Raw genomic sequence first — 17,979 nt, forward strand, 5'->3', positions numbered from 1 at the left:
CCCATAGACTTGGCGCGCGAGGGCGCGGAGCCGCATCTCGGCATGCCCGCGCCCGCGAAGACCGACCGGCTGAGAAGACGCAGACGGGCGCGGCATCGCGGCCGTGTGCGCCGAGGCCGGGCGCTCGCAGGCAGGAAAGAGCACGCGTCGAACGCCGCGGCGGAGACAGCGCCCGATCAAGGAGACCTACCCCAGTGAAGACCGATGTCGAGGAGCTGACCCCCACCCGGGTCAAGCTCACCGTCGAGGTTCCGTTCGACGAGCTCAAGCCGAACCTCGACAAGGCGTACAAGGAGATCTCGCAGCAGGTGCGGATCAAGGGCTTCCGGCCCGGCAAGGTCCCCGCCCCGCTGATCGACAAGTACGTCGGCCGGGGTGCGGTCCTGCAGGAGGCGGTCAACGACGCGCTTCCCGAGCTGTACGGCCGCGCCGTCGAGGAGACCGAGATCTTCGTTCTCGGCCAGCCGGAGGTCGAGGTGACGGAGCTGGACGACGGCTCCCAGTTCGCCTTCACCGCCGAGGTCGACATCCGGCCGAAGTTCGAGGTGCCGGACTACGACGGCATCGAGGTCGTCGTCGACGACGCCGAGGTGACCGACGAGCAGGTCGAGGAGACCGTCGGCAACCTGCGCGAGCGGTTCGCGTCGCTGACCACCGCCGAGCGCGCCGTCGAGGAGGGCGACTTCGCCACCGTCGACCTGGTCGCCCGCATCGACGGCGAGGAGGTGGCGGACGCCTCCACCACCGGCTACTCCTACGAGGTCGGCAGCAAGTCGGCCATCGAGGGCCTGGACGAGGCGCTGGTCGGCCTGTCCGCCGGCGAGGACAAGACCTTCACCGGCACCCTCGCGGGCGGCGAGCACGCCGGCGAGGAGGCCGAGATCACCGTCACGGTGCAGAGCGTGAAGGTGAAGAACCTGCCCGAGCTGGACGACGAGTTCGCCCAGCTCGCCAGCGAGTTCGACACCATCGGCGAGCTGCGCGAGGACGTCCGCGTCCGGCTCGGCCGGCAGGTCAAGCTGCAGCAGCTGTCCGACGCGCGCGACAAGGCCCTCGAGGCGCTGCTGGAGAAGATCGACATCCCGCTGCCCGAGAAGGTGGTGGAGGAGGAGATCGGCCGCCGCAACCAGCAGCTGGAGCAGCAGCTCCAGATGGCGGGCATGACCAAGGAGGACTACCTCTCCGACGAGGAGAAGTCCGAAGAGGAGTTCGACACCGAGGTCGCCGACGCGGCCCGGCTCGCCGTCAAGGGCGGCTTCGTCCTCGACCAGCTCGCCGTCCAGGAGGAGCTGAACGTCGAGAACGAGGAGCTCAGCGAGTACGTCGTCACGCAGGCCATGCAGATGGGCGTGGCGCCGCAGCAGCTCGCCGAGTACCTCACCCAGAACAACCAGCTGCCGGCGATCGTGTCGGAGGTGCTGCGCAGCAAGGCGCTGAACCTCGTGGTCGAGCACGTCAAGGTCAAGGACGAGTCCGGCAACGAGATCGACGTCGAGGCCGTGCAGCGCGAGCTGAACGGCGAGGCCGCCGAGGCTGAAGCCGAGACCGACGCCGACACCGAGGCTGAGACCGCCGCGGCCGAGGAGTCCGCCGAGGAGTCCGCCGAGGAGTCCGCCGAGGAGACCCTCGCGGAGACGGCTGAGGCCGCCGCTGAGGAGGCCCCGGAGGCCGGCGCCGAGGACGGCGACAAGAAGTAGGGCGAGGGCGGCACAGGCCGTCCTGCGCGTTCCCGACACGCCCCGCACCCGAGCTCCGGGTGCGGGGCGTGTCGCGTTCGCGGAGATCGTCCATACCTCGCGAGGGCGTGGGTACGCCCCTGGCGAAAACGCGGCCCCCCGGGCTTAAAGGGGGTCGTGAGCGCGTTACTGTCCAATCATCCGAACCGATTAAAAGGACCGGAGGAACACCCGGTGAGCATGCCTCCGACTTTCGACGAGTCGTCGCGGATCCAGGCGCGGGTGGCCGAGGCGCCCCTGCTGCCCCTGGGCGACCAGCTGTTCCAGCGGCTGCTGCGCGAGCGCATCGTCTTCCTCGGCCAGCAGGTCGACGACGACATCGCCAACCGCATCTGCGCCGAGCTCCTGCTGCTGTCGGCCGAGGACGGCCGCCGCGACATCACGCTCTACATCAACTCGCCAGGTGGCTCCGTCACCGCCGGCATGGCGATCTACGACATCATGCAGTACGTCCCGAACGACATCGTGACGGTCGGGATGGGGCTGGCCGCCTCGATGGGCCAGTTCCTGCTGTGCGCGGGCACCACGGGCAAGCGCTACGCCCTGCCGCACGCCCGGATCATGATGCACCAGCCGTCCGGCGGCATCGGCGGCACCGCGTCCGACATCAAGATCCAGGCCGAGCAGATGCTGTACGTCAAGAAGACGCTCGCCGAGAAGATCGCCGTGCACACCGGCCAGCCGCTCGACCAGATCGAGCGCGACTCGGACCGGGACCGCTGGTTCACCGCCGACGAGGCCAAGGACTACGGATTCGTCGACCACGTGGTGCTCAGCGCCAACCAGGTGCCCTCCGAGGGCACGGTCTCCTGACGACCTGAATCACTATCGGAGGCACACAGTGAGCGATCTCATCCGACCCGGCTTCAGCGATCTGACCCGGCCCGGCGTCCAGGCGGGCGGGTCCCCGACGCCGGTCGACAACCGGTACATCATCCCCTCCTTCGTCGAGCGCACCACGTACGGGGTCAAGGAGATGAACCCGTACAACAAGCTCTTCGAGGAGCGGATCATCTTCCTCGGCGTGCAGATCGACGACGCGTCCGCCAACGACGTGATGGCCCAGCTGATCACGCTGGAGTCGATCGACCCGGACCGCGACATCAGCATCTACATCAACTCGCCCGGCGGCTCGTTCACCGCCATGACGGCGATCTACGACACGATGCAGTTCGTCAAGCCCGACATCCAGACGGTCTGCATCGGCCAGGCCGCCTCGGCCGCCGCGGTGCTGCTCGGGGCCGGTACGCCGGGCAAGCGGGCGGCGCTGCCGAACTCGCGGATCCTGATCCACCAGCCCGCGACCGAGGGCACCTACGGCCAGTCCAGCGACATCGAGATCCAGGCCCGCGAGATCATGCGGATCCGCGAGCTGCTGGAGACGATCCTGGCCGAGCACAGCGGCAAGAGCATCGACGAGGTCCGCCGCGACATCGAGCGCGACAAGATCCTCACCGCCGATGAGGCCAAGGAGTACGGTCTCATCGACGATGTCTTCGCCAGCAGGAAGCGCAAGGCGGAGGTAGTGTCGTCCTGAGGACGTAGGACGCGGGAGTCCCGAGCCCGGTGGCCATACTTCCGGGCGAGGGGCTCACCGAGTCCGTTGGAGGCGGTAACGTCGAGTCCAACGTCGAGAGCCCTCGGGACGCCAGCCGGCCGCGCCGCACCCTCTCAGACGGGCGGCCCCACGAAAAGGAGACAGTTGGGTGGCACGCATCGGCGACGGTGGTGATCTGCTCAAGTGCTCGTTCTGCGGGAAGAGCCAGAAGCAGGTCAAGAAGCTCATCGCGGGTCCGGGCGTGTACATCTGCGACGAGTGCATCGATCTCTGCAACGAGATCATCGAGGAGGAGCTCTCCGAGACCTCCGACCTGAAGTGGGACAACCTGCCCAAGCCGCGGGAGATCTACGAGTTCCTGGACTCCTACGTCATCGGGCAGGAGACGGCGAAGAAGGCGCTGTCGGTCGCCGTCTACAACCACTACAAGCGGATCCAGTCGGGTGACGTGGGCCGGGACGACCAGGTGGAACTGGGCAAGTCCAACATCCTGCTGCTCGGCCCGACCGGATCCGGCAAGACGCTGCTCGCGCAGACGCTCGCCAAACTCCTCAACGTCCCGTTCGCCATCGCGGACGCCACGGCGCTGACGGAGGCCGGATATGTCGGCGAGGATGTCGAGAACATCCTCCTCAAACTGATCCAGGCGGCCGACTACGACGTCAAGAAGGCCGAGACCGGGATCATCTACATCGACGAGGTCGACAAGATCGCCCGCAAGAGCGAGAACCCGTCGATCACCAGGGACGTCTCGGGCGAGGGCGTCCAGCAGGCGCTGCTGAAGATCCTGGAGGGCACCACCGCGAGCGTCCCGCCGCAGGGCGGCCGCAAGCACCCGCACCAGGAGTTCATCCAGATCGACACCACGAACGTGCTGTTCATCTGCGGCGGCGCGTTCGCCGGCCTGGAGAAGATCGTCGAGTCCCGGGTGGGCAAGCAGGGGATGGGCTTCGGCGCCCAGATCCGCTCCAAGTCCGACTTCGAGGAGTCCTCGGCGGTGCTCGGCGACGTGATGCCGGAGGACCTGCTGAAGTTCGGCATGATCCCCGAGTTCGTCGGCCGGCTCCCGGTGATCACCTCGGTGCACAACCTGGACCGGGAAGCGCTGATCAACATCCTGACCGAGCCGAAGAACGCGCTGGTGCGCCAGTACCACCGCCTCTTCGAGCTGGACGGGGTCGACCTGGAGTTCACCGACGACGCCCTTGAGGCGATCGCCGACCAGGCCATCCTGCGCGGCACCGGCGCCCGCGGCCTCCGCGCGATCATGGAGGAGGTCCTGCTCTCGGTGATGTACGAGGTGCCGAGCCGGCAGGACGTCGCGCGCGTGGTGATCACCCGCGAGGCGGTCCTGGAGCACGTCAACCCGACGCTCGTCCCGCGCGACCGCCCCAAGCGGGAGCCGCGCGAGAAGAGCGCCTGATCGGGGTGTGATCGGGGCAGTGTGTCCGCAGAAAGCGCGGACCACTGCCCCGATCACATATCCCCCAGGGGGGCGACCCCCTGGAACCCCCGATGCGGGGGCTCCGCCCCCGCGCCCCCTGCCCCCTGCCGGTTGCGGTCGGCGGGTTACGCGCGCGATTCGCCGAGACCGGCTTCGCGGGCGAGGACGATGGCCTGGGCGCGGTCGGCGACGTGCAGCTTCATGAAGATGTTCGACACGTGGTTGCGGACGGTCTTCTGGCTGAGGAACAGCGTGGCGGCGATCTCGGCGTTGCTGCGGCCCTGCGCGATCAGTTCGAGGACCTCCCGTTCCCGCTCGGTGAGCTGCGGGAACGCGGCCTGGCGCGGGTCGGGCATGTCGGTGAAGTAGGCGAGGACGCGGCGGGCGATCTCCGGCCCGTAGATGGCCTCGCCGGCCGCGACGGCCCGCACCGCCCGCGCGATCTCCTCGGCGCCGGACTCCTTCAGCAGGTAGCCGCGGGCGCCCGCGCGCATCGCGTTGAACACCGAGTCGTCGTCGCGGAACATGGTCAGCACCAGCACCCCGATGCGGGGGCTGGTGCGGGTGATGGTCCGGGTGGCCTCGATGCCGTTGCCGCCGGGCATGTGCAGGTCCATCACGACGACGTCGGGCTGCAGTTCGGCGGCCATCCGCACCGCGTCGGGGCCGCATTCGGCCTCGCCGACGACCTCCACGCCCAGCGCCTGCAGCAGGCCCTTCAGCCCCTGCCGGAACACCGGGTGGTCGTCGGTGATGAGGACCCGGATCGCGTCCGTCATCGGCGGCCTCCGCTCACCTGCTCAGGGGTGCCCGCTCCGGCGTCCGGGCGGAGCACGATGGTACCCGGCGGCGCCGGGCGCGGGCAGGGGCAGCCGGGCCGACACGACGGTCCCGCCGCCGGGCCGCGAGGTGACGGTGCATCCGCCGCCGAGCTCGGCCGCCCACTCCTTCATCGAGGCCAGCCCGCGGCGCGGCCTCGGCCGGTCGCCGCCTCGGGCCGCGTCGGGCATCCCGGGGCCGGTGTCGGCGACCGTCAGGTGCAGGTCGGCGTCGCGGCGCAGCAGCACCATCGCGGTGCTGGCGGGCGCGTGCAGCCGGACGTTCGTCAGCGCCTCCTGGACGATCCGGTACGCGGCGACCTCGACGGCGGCGGGCAGTTCGGCGGGCCCGCCGTCGAACCGGACGTCCACCCGCTCGGCGCAGCCCTCCGCGAACGACTCGATGGCGGCGACGAGGCCGAGGTCGTCCAGCGCGGGCGGGCGCAGGCCGTGCGCGAGGTCGCGGATCTCGCCGACGGCGCCGGCGAGCCGGTCCCGGACGTCGGCGAGCAGCGGGTCGGTCCGCTCGGGCTCGGCGGCGAGGGTGATGCGCGCCGCGTCCAGCGACATGGCGAGGCTGGCGAGGGTCGGGCCGAGCCCGTCGTGCAGATCGTGCCGGAGCCGGCGGCGCTCCTCCTCGCGGCTGGCGAGGATCCGCTCGCGGGAGCGCTGCAGGTCGCGGGTGAGGCGCAGCAGGTGCGGGATCGCCGCGGCGTGCGCCGCGACCGCTCCCGCGGCGAACGCGCCGGCCACCACGGCGGTGCGCGCCACTACCGCTCGCATCCCGTCCCATCTCCCTTCGCCCCGGTGTCGCGGGCGTCTCGGCATCACCCTTTCCGTGGAGGCGACCCGGTGTCAGGTGACCTGTGTCCCGTCCGCGGCGGGAAAACGCTCTCTGGACGGGGGAGGCGGGGGCGGACCTCGCGGGGCGGGCCGTGGGACCGGCGCGGTCCCCGTAGAATTGTTGGCCGTGACACAGCCCAGCAGTGAGCGCGGCCAGGGGGCCGCCGCGGACGTCGACCTGCCCACCCAGTACCGACCGGCCGATGTCGAGGGCCGGCTCTACGAGCGGTGGGTATCGGCGGGGCTGTTCACCGCAGACCCGTCCCGCGACCCGTCCCGGCCCGCGTACTCGATCGTGATCCCGCCGCCGAACGTCACCGGTTCGCTGCACATGGGGCACGCCCTCGACCACTCGATCCAGGACACCCTCGTCCGGCGCCGCCGGATGCAGGGGTACGAGACCGCGTGGATCCCCGGCATGGACCACGCGGGCATCGCCACGCAGAACGTCGTGGAGCGGGAGCTGGCCAAGGAGGGCCTGTCCCGGCACGACCTCGGCCGCGAGGCGTTCGTCGAGCGGGTGTGGAAGTGGAAGGGCGAGTCCGGCGGCCGGATCCTCGGCCAGATGCGGCGGCTCGGCGACTCCGTCGACTGGACGCGCGAGGCGTTCACGATGGACGACCAGCGCGCCCGCGCCGTCCGCACGATCTTCAAGCGGCTGTTCGACGACGGGCTGATCTACCGCGCCGAGCGCATCATCAACTGGTGCCCGCGCTGCCTGACGGCGCTGTCGGACATCGAGGTCGAGCACGAGGACGTCGACGGCGAGCTGGTGTCGATCCGGTACGGCTCGGGCGACGACGAGCTCGTCGTGGCGACGACGCGGGCGGAGACGATGCTCGGCGACACCGCCGTGGCCGTCCATCCGGACGACGAGCGGTACGCGCACATGGTCGGCCGGGAGATCGAGCTGCCGCTGACGGGGCGCCGCATCCCGGTCGTCGCCGACGAGCACGTCGACCCTGCGTTCGGCACCGGCGCGGTCAAGGTGACCCCGGCGCACGACCCGAACGACTTCGAGATCGGCCGCCGGCACTCGCTGCCTTCGATGTCGGTGATGGACGAGCGGGGCGTGGTGACGGCGTCCGGCCCGTTCGAGGGCCTGGACCGGTTCGAGGCGCGTCCGGCGGTCGTGGCGGCGCTGCGCGAGCAGGGCCGGATCGTCAAGGAGATCCGGCCGTACGAGCACTCGGTCGGGCACTGCCAGCGCTGCTCCACGGTGGTGGAGCCGCGGGTGTCGCTGCAGTGGTTCGTGAAGGTGGAGCCGCTGGCGAGGGCCGCGGGCGACGCGGTCCGCGACGGCCGGGTGGCGATCCACCCGCCGGAGATGGCGTCCCGCTACTTCGAGTGGGTCGACAACATGCACGACTGGTGCATCAGCCGGCAGCTGTGGTGGGGCCACCGCATCCCGGTCTGGTACGGCCCGGACGGCGAGACCGCCTGCCCCGGCCCGGACGAGGAGCCGCCCGCCGGGTGGACGCAGGACGCCGACGTGCTGGACACCTGGTTCTCCTCGGCGCTGTGGCCGTTCTCGACGCTCGGCTGGCCGGACAAGACGCCGGAGCTGGAGCGCTTCTACCCGACGTCGGTGCTGGTCACCGGGTACGACATCCTGTTCTTCTGGGTCGCCCGGATGATGATGTTCGGGCTGTACGCGATGGACGGCGCCGAGCCGTTCAAGACGATCGCCCTGCACGGGATGGTCCGCGACCAGCACGGCAAGAAGATGTCCAAGTCGTTCGGCAACGTCGTCGACCCGCTCGACTGGATCGAGCGGTACGGGGCGGACGCGACGCGGTTCACGCTGATGCGCGGCGCGAACCCGGGCGGCGACGTCCCGGTGGCGGAGGAGTGGGCGCAGGGCTCGCGCAACTTCTGCAACAAGCTGTGGAACGCGACCCGGTTCGCGATGATCAACGGTGCGCACGTCCGCGGCGATGTTCCCGCCGAGCTCACGACGGTGGACCGGTGGATCCTGTCGCGGCTGCACGCGGTCATCGCGGAGGTCGACGCGCAGCTGGAGTCGTTCGACTTCGCCAAGGCGTGCGAGACGCTCTACCACTTCGCGTGGGACGAGGTCTGCGACTGGTACGTGGAGCTGGCGAAGGTCCAGCTCGCGGACGAGCGCGCCGAGGCGACGCGCCGCGTGCTCGGCGAGGTGCTCGACAACCTGCTGCGGCTGCTGCACCCGGTGGTCCCGTTCGTCACCGAGGAGCTGTGGACGTCGCTGACCGGCGCCGGCACGCTCGTGACGGCGCCGTGGCCGGCCGCCGAGGCGGCGCGCGCCGACCGGGACGCCGAGGCGGTCGTGGAGTCGCTGCAGCGGCTCGTCACCGAGGTCCGCCGGTTCCGCGCCGACCAGGGGCTCAAGCCGGGCCAGAAGGTCGCCGCGGCGCTGGAGTGGGGCGGGTCGCCGCTCGCCCCGCATGAGGAGGGCGTCCGCGCCCTGCTGCGGCTGACCGCGCCGGGCGACGGCTTCGCGGCCACCGCGTCGCTGCCGGTCGAGGGCGTCACGGTCCGGCTGGACACCGCCGGCGTGATCGACGTCGCGGCGGAGCGCAAGCGGCTCGACAAGGACCTCGCGGCGGCGCGCAAGGAGGCCGACCAGGCGCGGCGCAAGCTCGGCAACGAGGCGTTCATGGCGAAGGCCCCCGAGGCCGTCGTCGCCAAGAACCGCGACCGGCTGGCGCAGTCGGAGGCGGCCATCGAGCGGCTGGAGGCGCAGCTCGCGGCGCTGCCGCCGGCCTGAGCGCGGCGCGGTCCGGCGGTGCCCACGGTCGAAGCACTTGTGTTTCCCGCTATGGACGATGCGGCGGTCCGGTACTGTCTTCGTGTCCGCTCGTGAGCCTGGAAGGCACGAACCGGCTTGCCGGGGAAACGGTTCAGATGGCCTTGATCGCGTGGATGTCGCTGGGTTCGTCCCAGCGTGGGGCCCGGTCAACGGTCCCGCGCCGCGGGTTCGCGGCGGATGTGACTGCGCGCGCGGCAGCCGGCCGCGCCGGAGAGCATGAATCGGTGTGGCCGGCTGAGGCGACGAGCCCGGTCGTTCGCGGCCGACAAGTTGACGCGGTACGGAATCCTCGGGAGTGAAATGGCCGAACCACCCTCCCGCCCTGGTGTGCCGGGCGACGAACCCAGCCGCCGGAAGGTCGATGAGGACGGCAGGGCGCCCGAGGATTTCGCTGTCGCCCCGGCGCCCTGGGGGACCTCGCCGCCGTGGTGGTCGGCGGAGGCCGCGGACGGGACGGGACCACAGATGATCGCGAACGGAACCGGGGGGCATCCGCTCCCGAACGGCACGGGCGGGCACCCGATCCCGAACGGCACCGGCCCGATCGCCCTGCCGAACGGCACCGGGCCGATCGCACTGGTGGACGGGACCGGCCCGCACGCGATGCCGGCGCCGCTCGGCGCGGCCCCCCTCGGCGCGGCTCCGCTCGGCTCCGCCCTCCCGGGCCCGGCGGAGCCGGTACGCGAGCGCAGGCAGGTCTCCGGGCTGCTGCTCGGCGCCGGGATCGGCGTGGCGCTGGTCGCCGTGCTGCTGGTCGGCCTCCTGGCGTTCAAGCCGGACGGCCCGGTCGCGGGGAACGGCGGGAAGGGCGGGCTGTCCACGGCGTCCAGCCGGCGGATCACCGCGGTTCCGCGCGCCGGCGGGATGACCAAGGACGCGACCGCGCCCGCGGCCGCGGCGGCGTTCCCGTTCGTCATGGCGGCCGTGCGGGGGGCCGGCGTCCCGGCTTCCCCTAACGGCTCGGCGGTGTACACCGACCCGCTCGGGCGCACGAGCGTGCTGTTCGTCGGCGGGACGGGCGCGGTGGGCGATCCGGCCGCGTACCTGCGCAAGCTGCGGCCCAGCACGTTCATCTCCGGCGGGCAGGGCAACCCGGGGCAGAACGGCGGCCGGGCCGAGTGCGGGACGTTCGCGGTGCTGGCCGAGACTCACACGTACTGCGCGTGGGCGACCCGCGACTCCTACGGGGTCGTCGCGTCCGAGCGGCCGACCGTGAACCCCGACTTCTCGCTGATGGACGACGTCATGCGCCGGATCCGGAAGGACGTCGAGAAGCCGGCACGGTAGCCGGCGGGAGGAACAGCCGCTCGGTGCCGGCGTCGATCCGGTCGAGGACCAGCCCGGTGAAGTAGACGGTGCCGAGCACGGCCACCCGGTGCCCGAGCGTGGCGAGCGCCTCCGGGGTGACGGCGCCGGCGCCGACGACGTCCCAGGCCGGCGGCAGCGGCCGGGTGAAGCGCAGGTGCGGCTGCGGCAGCCGGACGTAGGTGACGGGCAGGTCGCCGAGCGCGCGGACGGCCCCGTCGAGGTCCTTGTGGTCGGGCAGGCAGACGACGGCGTGGTCGATCTCGCCCCAGCGGTCCCAGGCGGCGGCGAGCGCGGCGGCGACGCCCGTCCCGTCGATGGCGGAGTCGATGAGCAGCGTGGTGGCCGTCCCGGGCACGGTGTGCCAGGACATGCGCCCCGGCAGCACGACCGTGGACAGCACCGCCCGCAGCGTCTCCTCCGGTGGATCGCCGCCGGTGAGGCGGCGGGCGGCGGTGATCCCGGTGGCGGCGGCCGCGCGGCCGAGCCCGGCGGGCAGCAGTCCGGCGGGGGCGCCGCCGTCGCCCGCGTACTCGACCGGCCCGAGGACGTCCGCGACGTCGGGGGACTGGGGCGCCGACACGATCCGCGCGCCCGGCCCGGCCACGCCGCGCTTCTCCGCGGCGATCTCCGCGGGCGTGCCGCCGAGCACCCCGGCGTGTTCGAGGAACACCGGCGTGATCGCGACCACGTCCGGCGGGAACAGCGAGACCTCGTCGGACCGGCCGCCCATCCCGGCCTCCAGGACCAGCACGTCGGCGCCGGTCCGGCGCGCGTGCAGGACGCCCGCCAGCGTGAACAGCCCGGACGGCGACAGGTAGCCGTCCACCGGCGGCCCCAGCTCCGCCATGGCCGTGTCCAGCAGATCGTCGAGGTGCGCGAGTTCCGGCTCGGAGACGGCCTGGCCGTCGATCCTGATCCGGTCGCGGTTGGTGCGCAGGCCGGGGCTGGTGACGGTGCACACGCGCAGGCCCGAGGCGGCGAGGAACGCCGACGCGTACGTCGCCGCCGTCCCCTTGCCCTTGGACCCGACGACGGTCAGCACCGGCACGCCGGGGGACAGGACGTCGAGCGCCTCCGCCAACTCGCGCGCGCGGGCGAGGCTGCGCGTCTCGCCCGGACGACGCCGCTCCCATTCCCGGAAGAAAACCTCGTCAGCCCGCATACCCTCCATGCTTCCACTCCGCGCGCCCCCGCCCGCCACGGGTGCGGACGGGGCGCCCGGTGGCGGCGGATAGGCTCTCACCGTGAGCCAGGCAACCGAGCCGCTCGACTACCGCGGCGCCGTGAACGCGATCATGAGCCGGGGCGTCGAGTGGGAGATCGACCCGACCCTCGACCGGATCCGCGACCTCGTGGACGTCCTGGGCGAGCCGCACCGCGCGTACCCGGTGGTCCACGTCGCGGGCACCAACGGCAAGTCCAGCACGGCGCGGCTGATCGAGTCGCTGCTGCGCGAGCGCGGCCTCCGCACCGGGCTGTACACCAGCCCCGAGATGACGACGCTGCGCGAGCGGATCGCGATCGACGGGGAGCCGATCAGCGAGGAGCGGTTCGCCGAGGCGTTCCAGGACGTGCTGCCCTACGTGCAGCTGATCGACGGCAAGAACGAGGTGCCGCTGTCGTTCTTCGAGGTCCTCACCGCGATGGCGTTCGCCGCGTTCGCGGACGCGCCCGTCGACGTGGCGGTGGTCGAGGTCGGCATGGGCGGCACGTGGGACGCCACGAACGTCGCCGACGGCACGGTCGCCGTCGTCACCCCGATCGGCCTGGACCACACCCGCTACCTGGGCGACACCATCGAGGAGATCGCCGGGGAGAAGGCGGGGATCATCAAGCCGGGCTCCGTCGCGGTGCTGTCCCAGCAGTCCGTCGAGGCGGCCGAGGTGCTGCTGCGGCGGGTCGTGGAGACCGGCGCCGCCGTGGTGCGCGAGGGCATCGAGTACGGCGTGCTGGACCGGGACGTCGCGGTCGGCGGCCAGATGATCAGCCTGCGCGGCCTGCACGGCTCCTACGACCAGGTCTTCCTGCCGCTGTTCGGCGAGCACCAGGCGAGCAACGCGGCGACCGCGCTGGCCGCCGTCGAGGCGTTCGCCAGCGGCGCGCCGACCCGGGGGGAGGTCGCGCTGGAGGCGGCCACCCGGATCGCGCCCGGCGAGGCGTTCCTCGGCGGCGAGGAGGGCCAGCTCGATCCGGCCCTCGTGCGCAGCGGGTTCGCCAAGGCGGCGTCGCCGGGGCGGCTGGAGGTCGCGCGGACCGGGCCGACCGTGCTGCTGGACGCGGCGCACAACCCGGCGGGGATGGCGGCGACCGTCGCCACCGTCACCGAGTCGTTCGGCTTCACCCGGCTCGTCGGCGTGCTCGCCGTCGCCGCGGACAAGGACGTCGCCGGGGTCCTCGACCAGCTCGAACCGGTGCTGGCCGAGCTGGTGGTGAGCCGCAACTCCTCGCCGCGCTCGCTGCCGCCCGAGGAGCTGGCGGAGCTCGCCGAGGGGATCTTCGGCCCGGAGCGGGTGCACGTCGCCGAGCGGCTGGACGACGCGATCGACCGCGCGATCGGGCTCGCCGAGGAGACCGGCGAGTACCGCGGCGCCGGCGTCCTGATCACCGGTTCGGTGGTCACCGCGGGCGACGCCAGGACACTGCTGCGGGTCGAGGAGGGCCGGTGACCGCGATGACCGAGGGCACGACTCAGGACGCGGCGGGCGGCGGCCGCAAGGCCGCGGACCCGGTGCGGCGGCTGTACGCCACCGTGCTGTCCTGCGAGGCGATCGTGATCGCGCTGGCGATCCCGGTGGCGATCTCGGTGCTGGACGTGCCGGGGGCGACGGCCGGGGCGGTGTGCGGCGGCCTGGCGGTGGTGTGCCTGCTGATGGCGGGGCTGCTGCGGTTCCGCTGGTCGTTCGCGGCGGGCTCGGTGCTGCAGGTGGCGATCATCGCGACCGGGTTCATGGTGCCGGCGATGTTCTTCCTCGGCGCGGTGTTCGGCGCGCTGTGGCTGACGGCCTTTTGGATGGGACGCAAGGTGCGCGGGCTCGCGGCGCGCTAAATTCACGGGGACGGCATCATTTCCTCCGCCGATCCCCGCGTTCCGCACACCATTAATTCCGACATTCTTCGTTATTGGGAAATAGTGCGTTCGGTGGGGGCGACCTCCGAAGGAGCGCGCCGTGTCCTCCCACGCGCAGTTCTCCCACGCGCACGACCACCCCGGCGTCCCGATCGCGGCGCCGGACCGTCCCACCGCGGCACAACGCAGCGCGGCGCTCGGCGCGCTGCTGGCCGCGGTCACCGCCGTCCCCGCCGCGGTGCTGGTCGTGCCCGACGCCACCGCCGGCACCGTCCCCGCCGCCGCGCACGCGCTCGGCCTGCGCGACGCGCAGATCCCCGCGCTGCTGCGCGCCACCGGCCTGTCGCTGCCCGCGCTCGCGCTGACCGTCCCGCTCGCCGCCGTCGCCGCCCGCCGCCTTCCCGCGTGGGCGGTCCTCGCCACCGGCCTCGCCGTGCTGCTCGGCGGGCTCGGCGCCGTCCGGTTCGCCGGCTCGGTGCCGCTGGCCGGCGCGGTCCGCGCCGTGCAGGGCGCCGGCGCCGGGATCGCGCTGCCCGCCTCCCTCGTCCTGGTGTGGGAACGGCGCAACGCGGTCGTCTCCGCGCTCTGGGCGGGCGTGCTCGCCGCCGCGCTGCTGGTCGCGATGCCCCTGGCAATGCACGCCGCGCTGCACGCCGTCCCGCCGCCGCGCGCGGGCTCGGCGCCGTCCGGCTGGCACGCGGCGCTCGCCCCCTATCCCTGGCTCGCCGCCGCGGCCGCGGCGGCCGCCGTCCTCGGCGCCCTGCTGCGCGGGCGCGTCCCGTGGGCGCTGCCGCCGCCGCGCCTCGCCGAACGCGGACGGCTCGCCCTGCCGTCCGTCCCCGTCGCGGCCCTCGCGTTCCTCGCCGTCGTCGCCGCGCACGGATGGTCGCCGGGCGCCCGCCTCGCCGTCGCCGTGTCGGCGCTCGCCGCGCTCGCCGGCCTCGCGGCGGCCGGCGGCGCGGAGGGCGGCCCGTTCGGCTGCGCCGTCGTGATGGTGGCGGCCGGCCTGCTCACCTACCCGCTCGCGGCGCCGCTGTCCGGCCTCGCCGCCGCGGGCGCCCCCGCCGCCGGGCCGCTGCCGCCCGTAGCCGGCGCGCTGGCCGCGGTGACCGGCGCGCTCGCCGCGTCCCGCGCGCGCCCCCGCGCCGCCGTCGCAGCCGGCTACGCCCTGATGGCCGCCGGCATCGGCCTCGCCCTCGCCGCCGGGCCCGCCGGACGCTGGACCCCGCTCGTCCTCCTCGTCCCGCTCGGCACCGGCGCCGGGCTCGCGCTCGCCGCCTCCCTGCGCGACGCGCACACCGGCGCCGCACTGTTCGGCCTGTCACTGTGCTTCCCCGCCGTGCTCACCGGGCAGCTCTTCGTCCTCTCATTGCAGGCCACCCGGCTGCGGCGGGCGCACCCGCTCACCGGCGCGCGGCACCTCGACGCGCTCGCCGGCGGCTACCGCACCTGGCTCCTCGTCGCCGGGACGGCGGCCGTCCTGCTGGCCGCCCTCACCCTGCGCCTCATCGCCCGGCACGGCCGCGCCGCCGAACGGAACGGCGCCGTCGAACGGAACCGCGGCGCCGAGCGGAACGGCCGCACCGCCGCCGAATCCGCCCCGGCGCCCGAAGCCGGGTAGGATTCGCGCGCTCACCCAATCTGAATTCCCCAAGGAGAAACACACGTGTCCGAGCGCACTCTCGTCCTGGTCAAGCCCGACGGCGTCCGGCGCGGCGTCGTCGGCGAGGTCGTCTCCCGGATCGAGCGCAAGGGCCTGACCCTCGTCGCGCTCGAACTGCGCACCCTCGCCCGCGAGACCGCCGAGGCCCACTACGAGGAGCACTCCAGCAAGCCGTTCTTCGGCGAGCTCGTCGAGTTCATCACCGGCGGCCCGCTCGTCGCCATGGTCGTCGAGGGCCCGCGCGCCATCGAGGCGTTCCGCGCCCTGGCCGGCGCCACCGACCCGGTCAGCGCCACGCCCGGCACCATCCGCGGCGACTTCGCCCTGGAGATCGGCGAGAACATCGTCCACGGCTCCGACTCCACCTACTCCGCCGAGCGCGAGATCAAGCTCTTCTTCCCCGAGCTCGGCTGACATTCCCCAGGGGGCGACCCCCGGGAACCCCTGCCACGGTCGGCGAGGCCTGCCCACGGCCTGGCAGGGGACGCGCACGACACGCGGGCCGGAGCTCTCCGGCCCGCGTTGCTTTAGCTAAAAGCGGGCTGGTCAGGACCCGTTTTTTGGGAGACGCGCGGTGCGGGGGCGACTGCCCGCGAGCGCGCCGGCACGTTACGATGGACGCGCCGCTATACACGCCCGACAATCATGAAGGGCTCCCTTTCTTCATGGGTAACAAGCTGTCGTTTCTCGGCCGTGACATGGCGGTCGACCTTGGCACCGCCAACACGCTCGTGTACGTGCGGGGGCGCGGCATCGTCCTCAACGAGCCGTCCGTGGTCGCGATCAACACCAACACCGGCAAGATCGTCGCGGTGGGCATCGAGGCCAAGCGGATGATCGGCCGCACGCCCGGCAACATCGTGGCGGTCCGCCCGCTCAAGGACGGTGTCATCGCCGACTTCGACGTCACCGAGCGGATGCTCCGGTACTTCATCCAGAAGGTCCACAAGCGCCGGCACTTCGCCAAGCCGCGCATCGTGGTGGCCGTGCCGAGCGGGATCACCGGGGTGGAGCAGCGCGCCGTCAAGGACGCCGGCTACCAGGCCGGGGCCCGGCGCGTCTACATCATCGAGGAGCCGATGGCCGCCGCGATCGGCGCCGGGCTGCCCGTCTACGAGCCGACCGGCAACATGGTGGTCGACATCGGCGGCGGCACCACCGAGGTCGCGATCATCTCGCTCGGCGGCATCGTGACGAGCCAGTCGGTGCGGGTCGGCGGCGACGAGCTGGACCAGGCGGTCATCTCCTTCTCCAAGAAGGAGTACTCGCTGATGCTCGGGGAAAGGACCGCCGAGGAGATCAAGATGGCGATCGGGTCCGCCTATCCCGGCGGCGAGGAAGAGCCGCACGCCGAGATCCGCGGCCGCGACCTGGTCAGCGGGCTGCCGAAGACCGTCGTGATCTCCGCCGAGGAGGTCAGGCGGGCGATCGAGGAACCGGTCAACGCCGTCGTGGACGCGGTGAAGACCACGCTCGACAAGTGCCCGCCCGAGCTCTCCGGCGACATCATGGACCGCGGGATCGCCCTGACGGGCGGCGGCGCGCTGCTGAAGAACCTGGACGAGCGGCTCCGCGAGGAGACCGGGATGCCGATCCACCTGGTGGACAACCCGCTCGACTCGGTGGTGCTCGGCACCGGCAAGTGCGTCGAGGACTTCGAGTCGCTCCGGCAGGTCCTCGTGCCGGAGTCGCGGCACTGAACTCCCGGCGGCGACCACAGAATCCGGAGGTCGGTGGGTGAAGGACACCCGGCGCACCCGCACGGTCCTCGGCGTGCTGCTCGTCGCGGCCCTCGCGATGATCACCGTGGACTACCGCGGCGGGGACCATTCGCCGCTGAGCGGCCTGAGAAGCGCCGGCGCGGCCGTCTTCGGTCCCGTCGAGCGGGCGTCGGCGTCGGTGGTGCGGCCGGTCGGCGGCACCTTCGACGCGATCACCGACGCGCCGGGCGAGAAGCGCCGCGCCGACCGGCTCGCCCGCGACAACCAGCGGCTGCGCGAGCAGCTGCGCTCCAACCGGCTGGACCAGGACCGCTCCGCGCAGCTGCAGCGGCTGCTCGGCACCGCCGGGATGGGCGGCTACAAGATCCTCGCCGCGCAGGTGATCTCCGCCGGCCAGGGCTTCGAGGACACCGTCACCATCGACGTCGGCAGCCGCAGCGGCGTCCGCGCCGACATGACCGTGATGAGCGCGGACGGGCTGGTCGGCCGGGTCACCCGGGTCGGCCCCGCGACCTCGACCGTGCTGCTCGCCACCGACCAGACCTCCTCCGTCGGATCCCGCCTGGAGGACTCCAAGGAGATCGGCATCGTGCAGGGCTCCGGGCGGCGCGGTCTCGGCGGCGGCGCCACCCCGCTGCGGTTCCAGCTGCTGGACGCGGCCGCGCCGATGCGGGTCGGGCAGCGGCTCGTCACGCTCGGCTCGCAGGGCGAGCGCCCGTACGTGCCGGGCGTCCCGATCGGCACCGTGGAGCGCATCGACGCCTCCTCCACCGGGCTGACCCGCACCGCCTACGTCAAGCCGTTCGTGCACTTCACCAGCCTGGACGTGGTCGCCGTCGTGGTGGCCCCGCCGAAGACCGACCCGCGCGACGCGGTGCTGCCGGCCAAGCCGGCGCCGCCGCCCTCGCCGAGCCCGACGCCGTCCCCCAGCGGTTCGCCCGGCGGCAAGAAGAAGAAGGGCAAGAAGGGACCCAAGACCGAAGCGGGCGGCACCGCCACCCCGTCCGCGAACCCGAGCTCGGGGGGATGA

15 protein-coding genes are annotated in these 17,979 nt (G+C 72.7%); 12 read left to right on the forward strand and 3 right to left on the reverse strand.

What is annotated here, in order from left to right; translation table 11 throughout:
* The first annotated feature begins 194 nt into the window (after positions 1 to 194).
* The 4 genes from tig (at position 195) to clpX (ending at position 4,717) form a co-directional block, all read left to right on the forward strand.
* Positions 195 to 1,697, forward strand: coding sequence for a trigger factor (gene tig, locus J4709_RS31735; RefSeq protein ID WP_208246152.1), 1,503 nt, complete (start codon positions 195 to 197; stop codon positions 1,695 to 1,697).
* 219 nt (positions 1,698 to 1,916) lie between these two features.
* The gene (locus J4709_RS31740; RefSeq protein WP_232384347.1) at positions 1,917 to 2,549 is read left to right on the forward strand and encodes a ClpP family protease; all 633 of its coding nucleotides are present in this window, start codon (positions 1,917 to 1,919) and stop codon (positions 2,547 to 2,549) included.
* Between the two features lie 61 nt (positions 2,550 to 2,610).
* On the forward strand, positions 2,611 to 3,273 hold the full coding sequence (locus J4709_RS31745) for an ATP-dependent Clp protease proteolytic subunit (protein ID WP_208246257.1): 663 nt from the start codon (positions 2,611 to 2,613) through the stop codon (positions 3,271 to 3,273).
* A 169-nt stretch (positions 3,274 to 3,442) separates the two neighbouring features.
* Positions 3,443 to 4,717, forward strand: coding sequence for an ATP-dependent Clp protease ATP-binding subunit ClpX (clpX, locus tag J4709_RS31750; protein WP_151545781.1), 1,275 nt, complete (start codon positions 3,443 to 3,445; stop codon positions 4,715 to 4,717).
* Between the two features lie 146 nt (positions 4,718 to 4,863).
* On the opposite strand, the gene J4709_RS31755 is transcribed toward clpX, so the two are convergent.
* Positions 4,864 to 5,517 (reverse strand): response regulator, encoded by a 654-nt coding sequence (locus J4709_RS31755; RefSeq protein ID WP_208246154.1) that lies wholly within the window; start codon positions 5,515 to 5,517, stop codon positions 4,864 to 4,866.
* Between the two features lie 21 nt (positions 5,518 to 5,538).
* Positions 5,539 to 6,339, reverse strand: coding sequence for a sensor histidine kinase (locus J4709_RS31760; protein WP_232384308.1), 801 nt, complete (start codon positions 6,337 to 6,339; stop codon positions 5,539 to 5,541).
* Between the two features lie 187 nt (positions 6,340 to 6,526).
* On the opposite strand from J4709_RS31760, the gene J4709_RS31765 reads away from it, so the two are divergent.
* Positions 6,527 to 9,148, forward strand: coding sequence for a valine--tRNA ligase (locus J4709_RS31765; RefSeq protein ID WP_208246158.1), 2,622 nt, complete (start codon positions 6,527 to 6,529; stop codon positions 9,146 to 9,148).
* 507 nt (positions 9,149 to 9,655) lie between these two features.
* Positions 9,656 to 10,477, forward strand: coding sequence for a hypothetical protein (locus J4709_RS31770; protein ID WP_208246161.1), 822 nt, complete (start codon positions 9,656 to 9,658; stop codon positions 10,475 to 10,477).
* Here J4709_RS31770 and J4709_RS31775 read toward each other — a convergent pair.
* Positions 10,434 to 11,660, reverse strand: coding sequence for a folylpolyglutamate synthase/dihydrofolate synthase family protein (locus tag J4709_RS31775; protein WP_208246162.1), 1,227 nt, complete (start codon positions 11,658 to 11,660; stop codon positions 10,434 to 10,436). The two genes, J4709_RS31770 and J4709_RS31775, sit on opposite strands and share 44 nt — an antisense overlap.
* Positions 11,661 to 11,793: 133 nt before the next feature.
* Between J4709_RS31775 and J4709_RS31780 the strand changes: the two genes are divergently transcribed.
* The 6 genes from J4709_RS31780 to mreC all read left to right on the forward strand — a co-directional run bounded on the left by J4709_RS31780 (position 11,794) and on the right by mreC (position 17,979).
* Positions 11,794 to 13,164: a bifunctional folylpolyglutamate synthase/dihydrofolate synthase gene (locus J4709_RS31780; protein ID WP_208246259.1), complete on the forward strand. Its 1,371-nt coding sequence runs from the start codon at positions 11,794 to 11,796 to the stop codon at positions 13,162 to 13,164.
* Between the two features lie 5 nt (positions 13,165 to 13,169).
* On the forward strand, positions 13,170 to 13,544 hold the full coding sequence (locus J4709_RS31785) for a DUF4233 domain-containing protein (protein WP_208246261.1): 375 nt from the start codon (positions 13,170 to 13,172) through the stop codon (positions 13,542 to 13,544).
* A 121-nt stretch (positions 13,545 to 13,665) separates the two neighbouring features.
* The gene (locus J4709_RS31790; RefSeq protein WP_208246164.1) at positions 13,666 to 15,186 is read left to right on the forward strand and encodes a hypothetical protein; all 1,521 of its coding nucleotides are present in this window, start codon (positions 13,666 to 13,668) and stop codon (positions 15,184 to 15,186) included.
* A 45-nt stretch (positions 15,187 to 15,231) separates the two neighbouring features.
* The gene (gene ndk / locus J4709_RS31795; protein WP_208246166.1) at positions 15,232 to 15,642 is read left to right on the forward strand and encodes a nucleoside-diphosphate kinase; all 411 of its coding nucleotides are present in this window, start codon (positions 15,232 to 15,234) and stop codon (positions 15,640 to 15,642) included.
* 251 nt (positions 15,643 to 15,893) lie between these two features.
* Positions 15,894 to 16,928 carry a rod shape-determining protein gene (locus tag J4709_RS31800; protein WP_208246169.1) on the forward strand — a complete coding sequence of 345 codons (1,035 nt, stop codon included), beginning with the start codon at positions 15,894 to 15,896 and terminating at the stop codon, positions 16,926 to 16,928.
* A gap of 37 nt (positions 16,929 to 16,965) precedes the next feature.
* Positions 16,966 to 17,979: a rod shape-determining protein MreC gene (gene mreC, locus J4709_RS31805; protein WP_208246171.1), complete on the forward strand. Its 1,014-nt coding sequence runs from the start codon at positions 16,966 to 16,968 to the stop codon at positions 17,977 to 17,979.

It is taken from the genome of Actinomadura violacea (assembly GCF_017573465.1).
In the GTDB taxonomy this organism is placed as follows: domain Bacteria; phylum Actinomycetota; class Actinomycetes; order Streptosporangiales; family Streptosporangiaceae; genus Spirillospora; species Spirillospora violacea.

Bases quoted from the DNA above. Each gene is read 5' to 3' on its own strand.
- J4709_RS31740 (WP_232384347.1), top strand. From the start codon at position 1,917: ATGCCTCCGACTTTCGACGAGTCGTCGCGGATCCAGGCGCGGGTGGCC.
- J4709_RS31755 (WP_208246154.1), bottom strand. From the start codon at position 5,517: ATGACGGACGCGATCCGGGTCCTCATCACCGACGACCACCCGGTGTTC.
- J4709_RS31760 (WP_232384308.1), bottom strand. From the start codon at position 6,339: ATGCGAGCGGTAGTGGCGCGCACCGCCGTGGTGGCCGGCGCGTTCGCC.
- J4709_RS31770 (WP_208246161.1), top strand. From the start codon at position 9,656: ATGATCGCGAACGGAACCGGGGGGCATCCGCTCCCGAACGGCACGGGC.
- J4709_RS31775 (WP_208246162.1), bottom strand. From the start codon at position 11,660: ATGCGGGCTGACGAGGTTTTCTTCCGGGAATGGGAGCGGCGTCGTCCG.
- J4709_RS31780 (WP_208246259.1), top strand. From the start codon at position 11,794: ATGAGCCGGGGCGTCGAGTGGGAGATCGACCCGACCCTCGACCGGATC.
- J4709_RS31785 (WP_208246261.1), top strand. From the start codon at position 13,170: ATGACCGAGGGCACGACTCAGGACGCGGCGGGCGGCGGCCGCAAGGCC.
- J4709_RS31800 (WP_208246169.1), top strand. From the start codon at position 15,894: ATGGGTAACAAGCTGTCGTTTCTCGGCCGTGACATGGCGGTCGACCTT.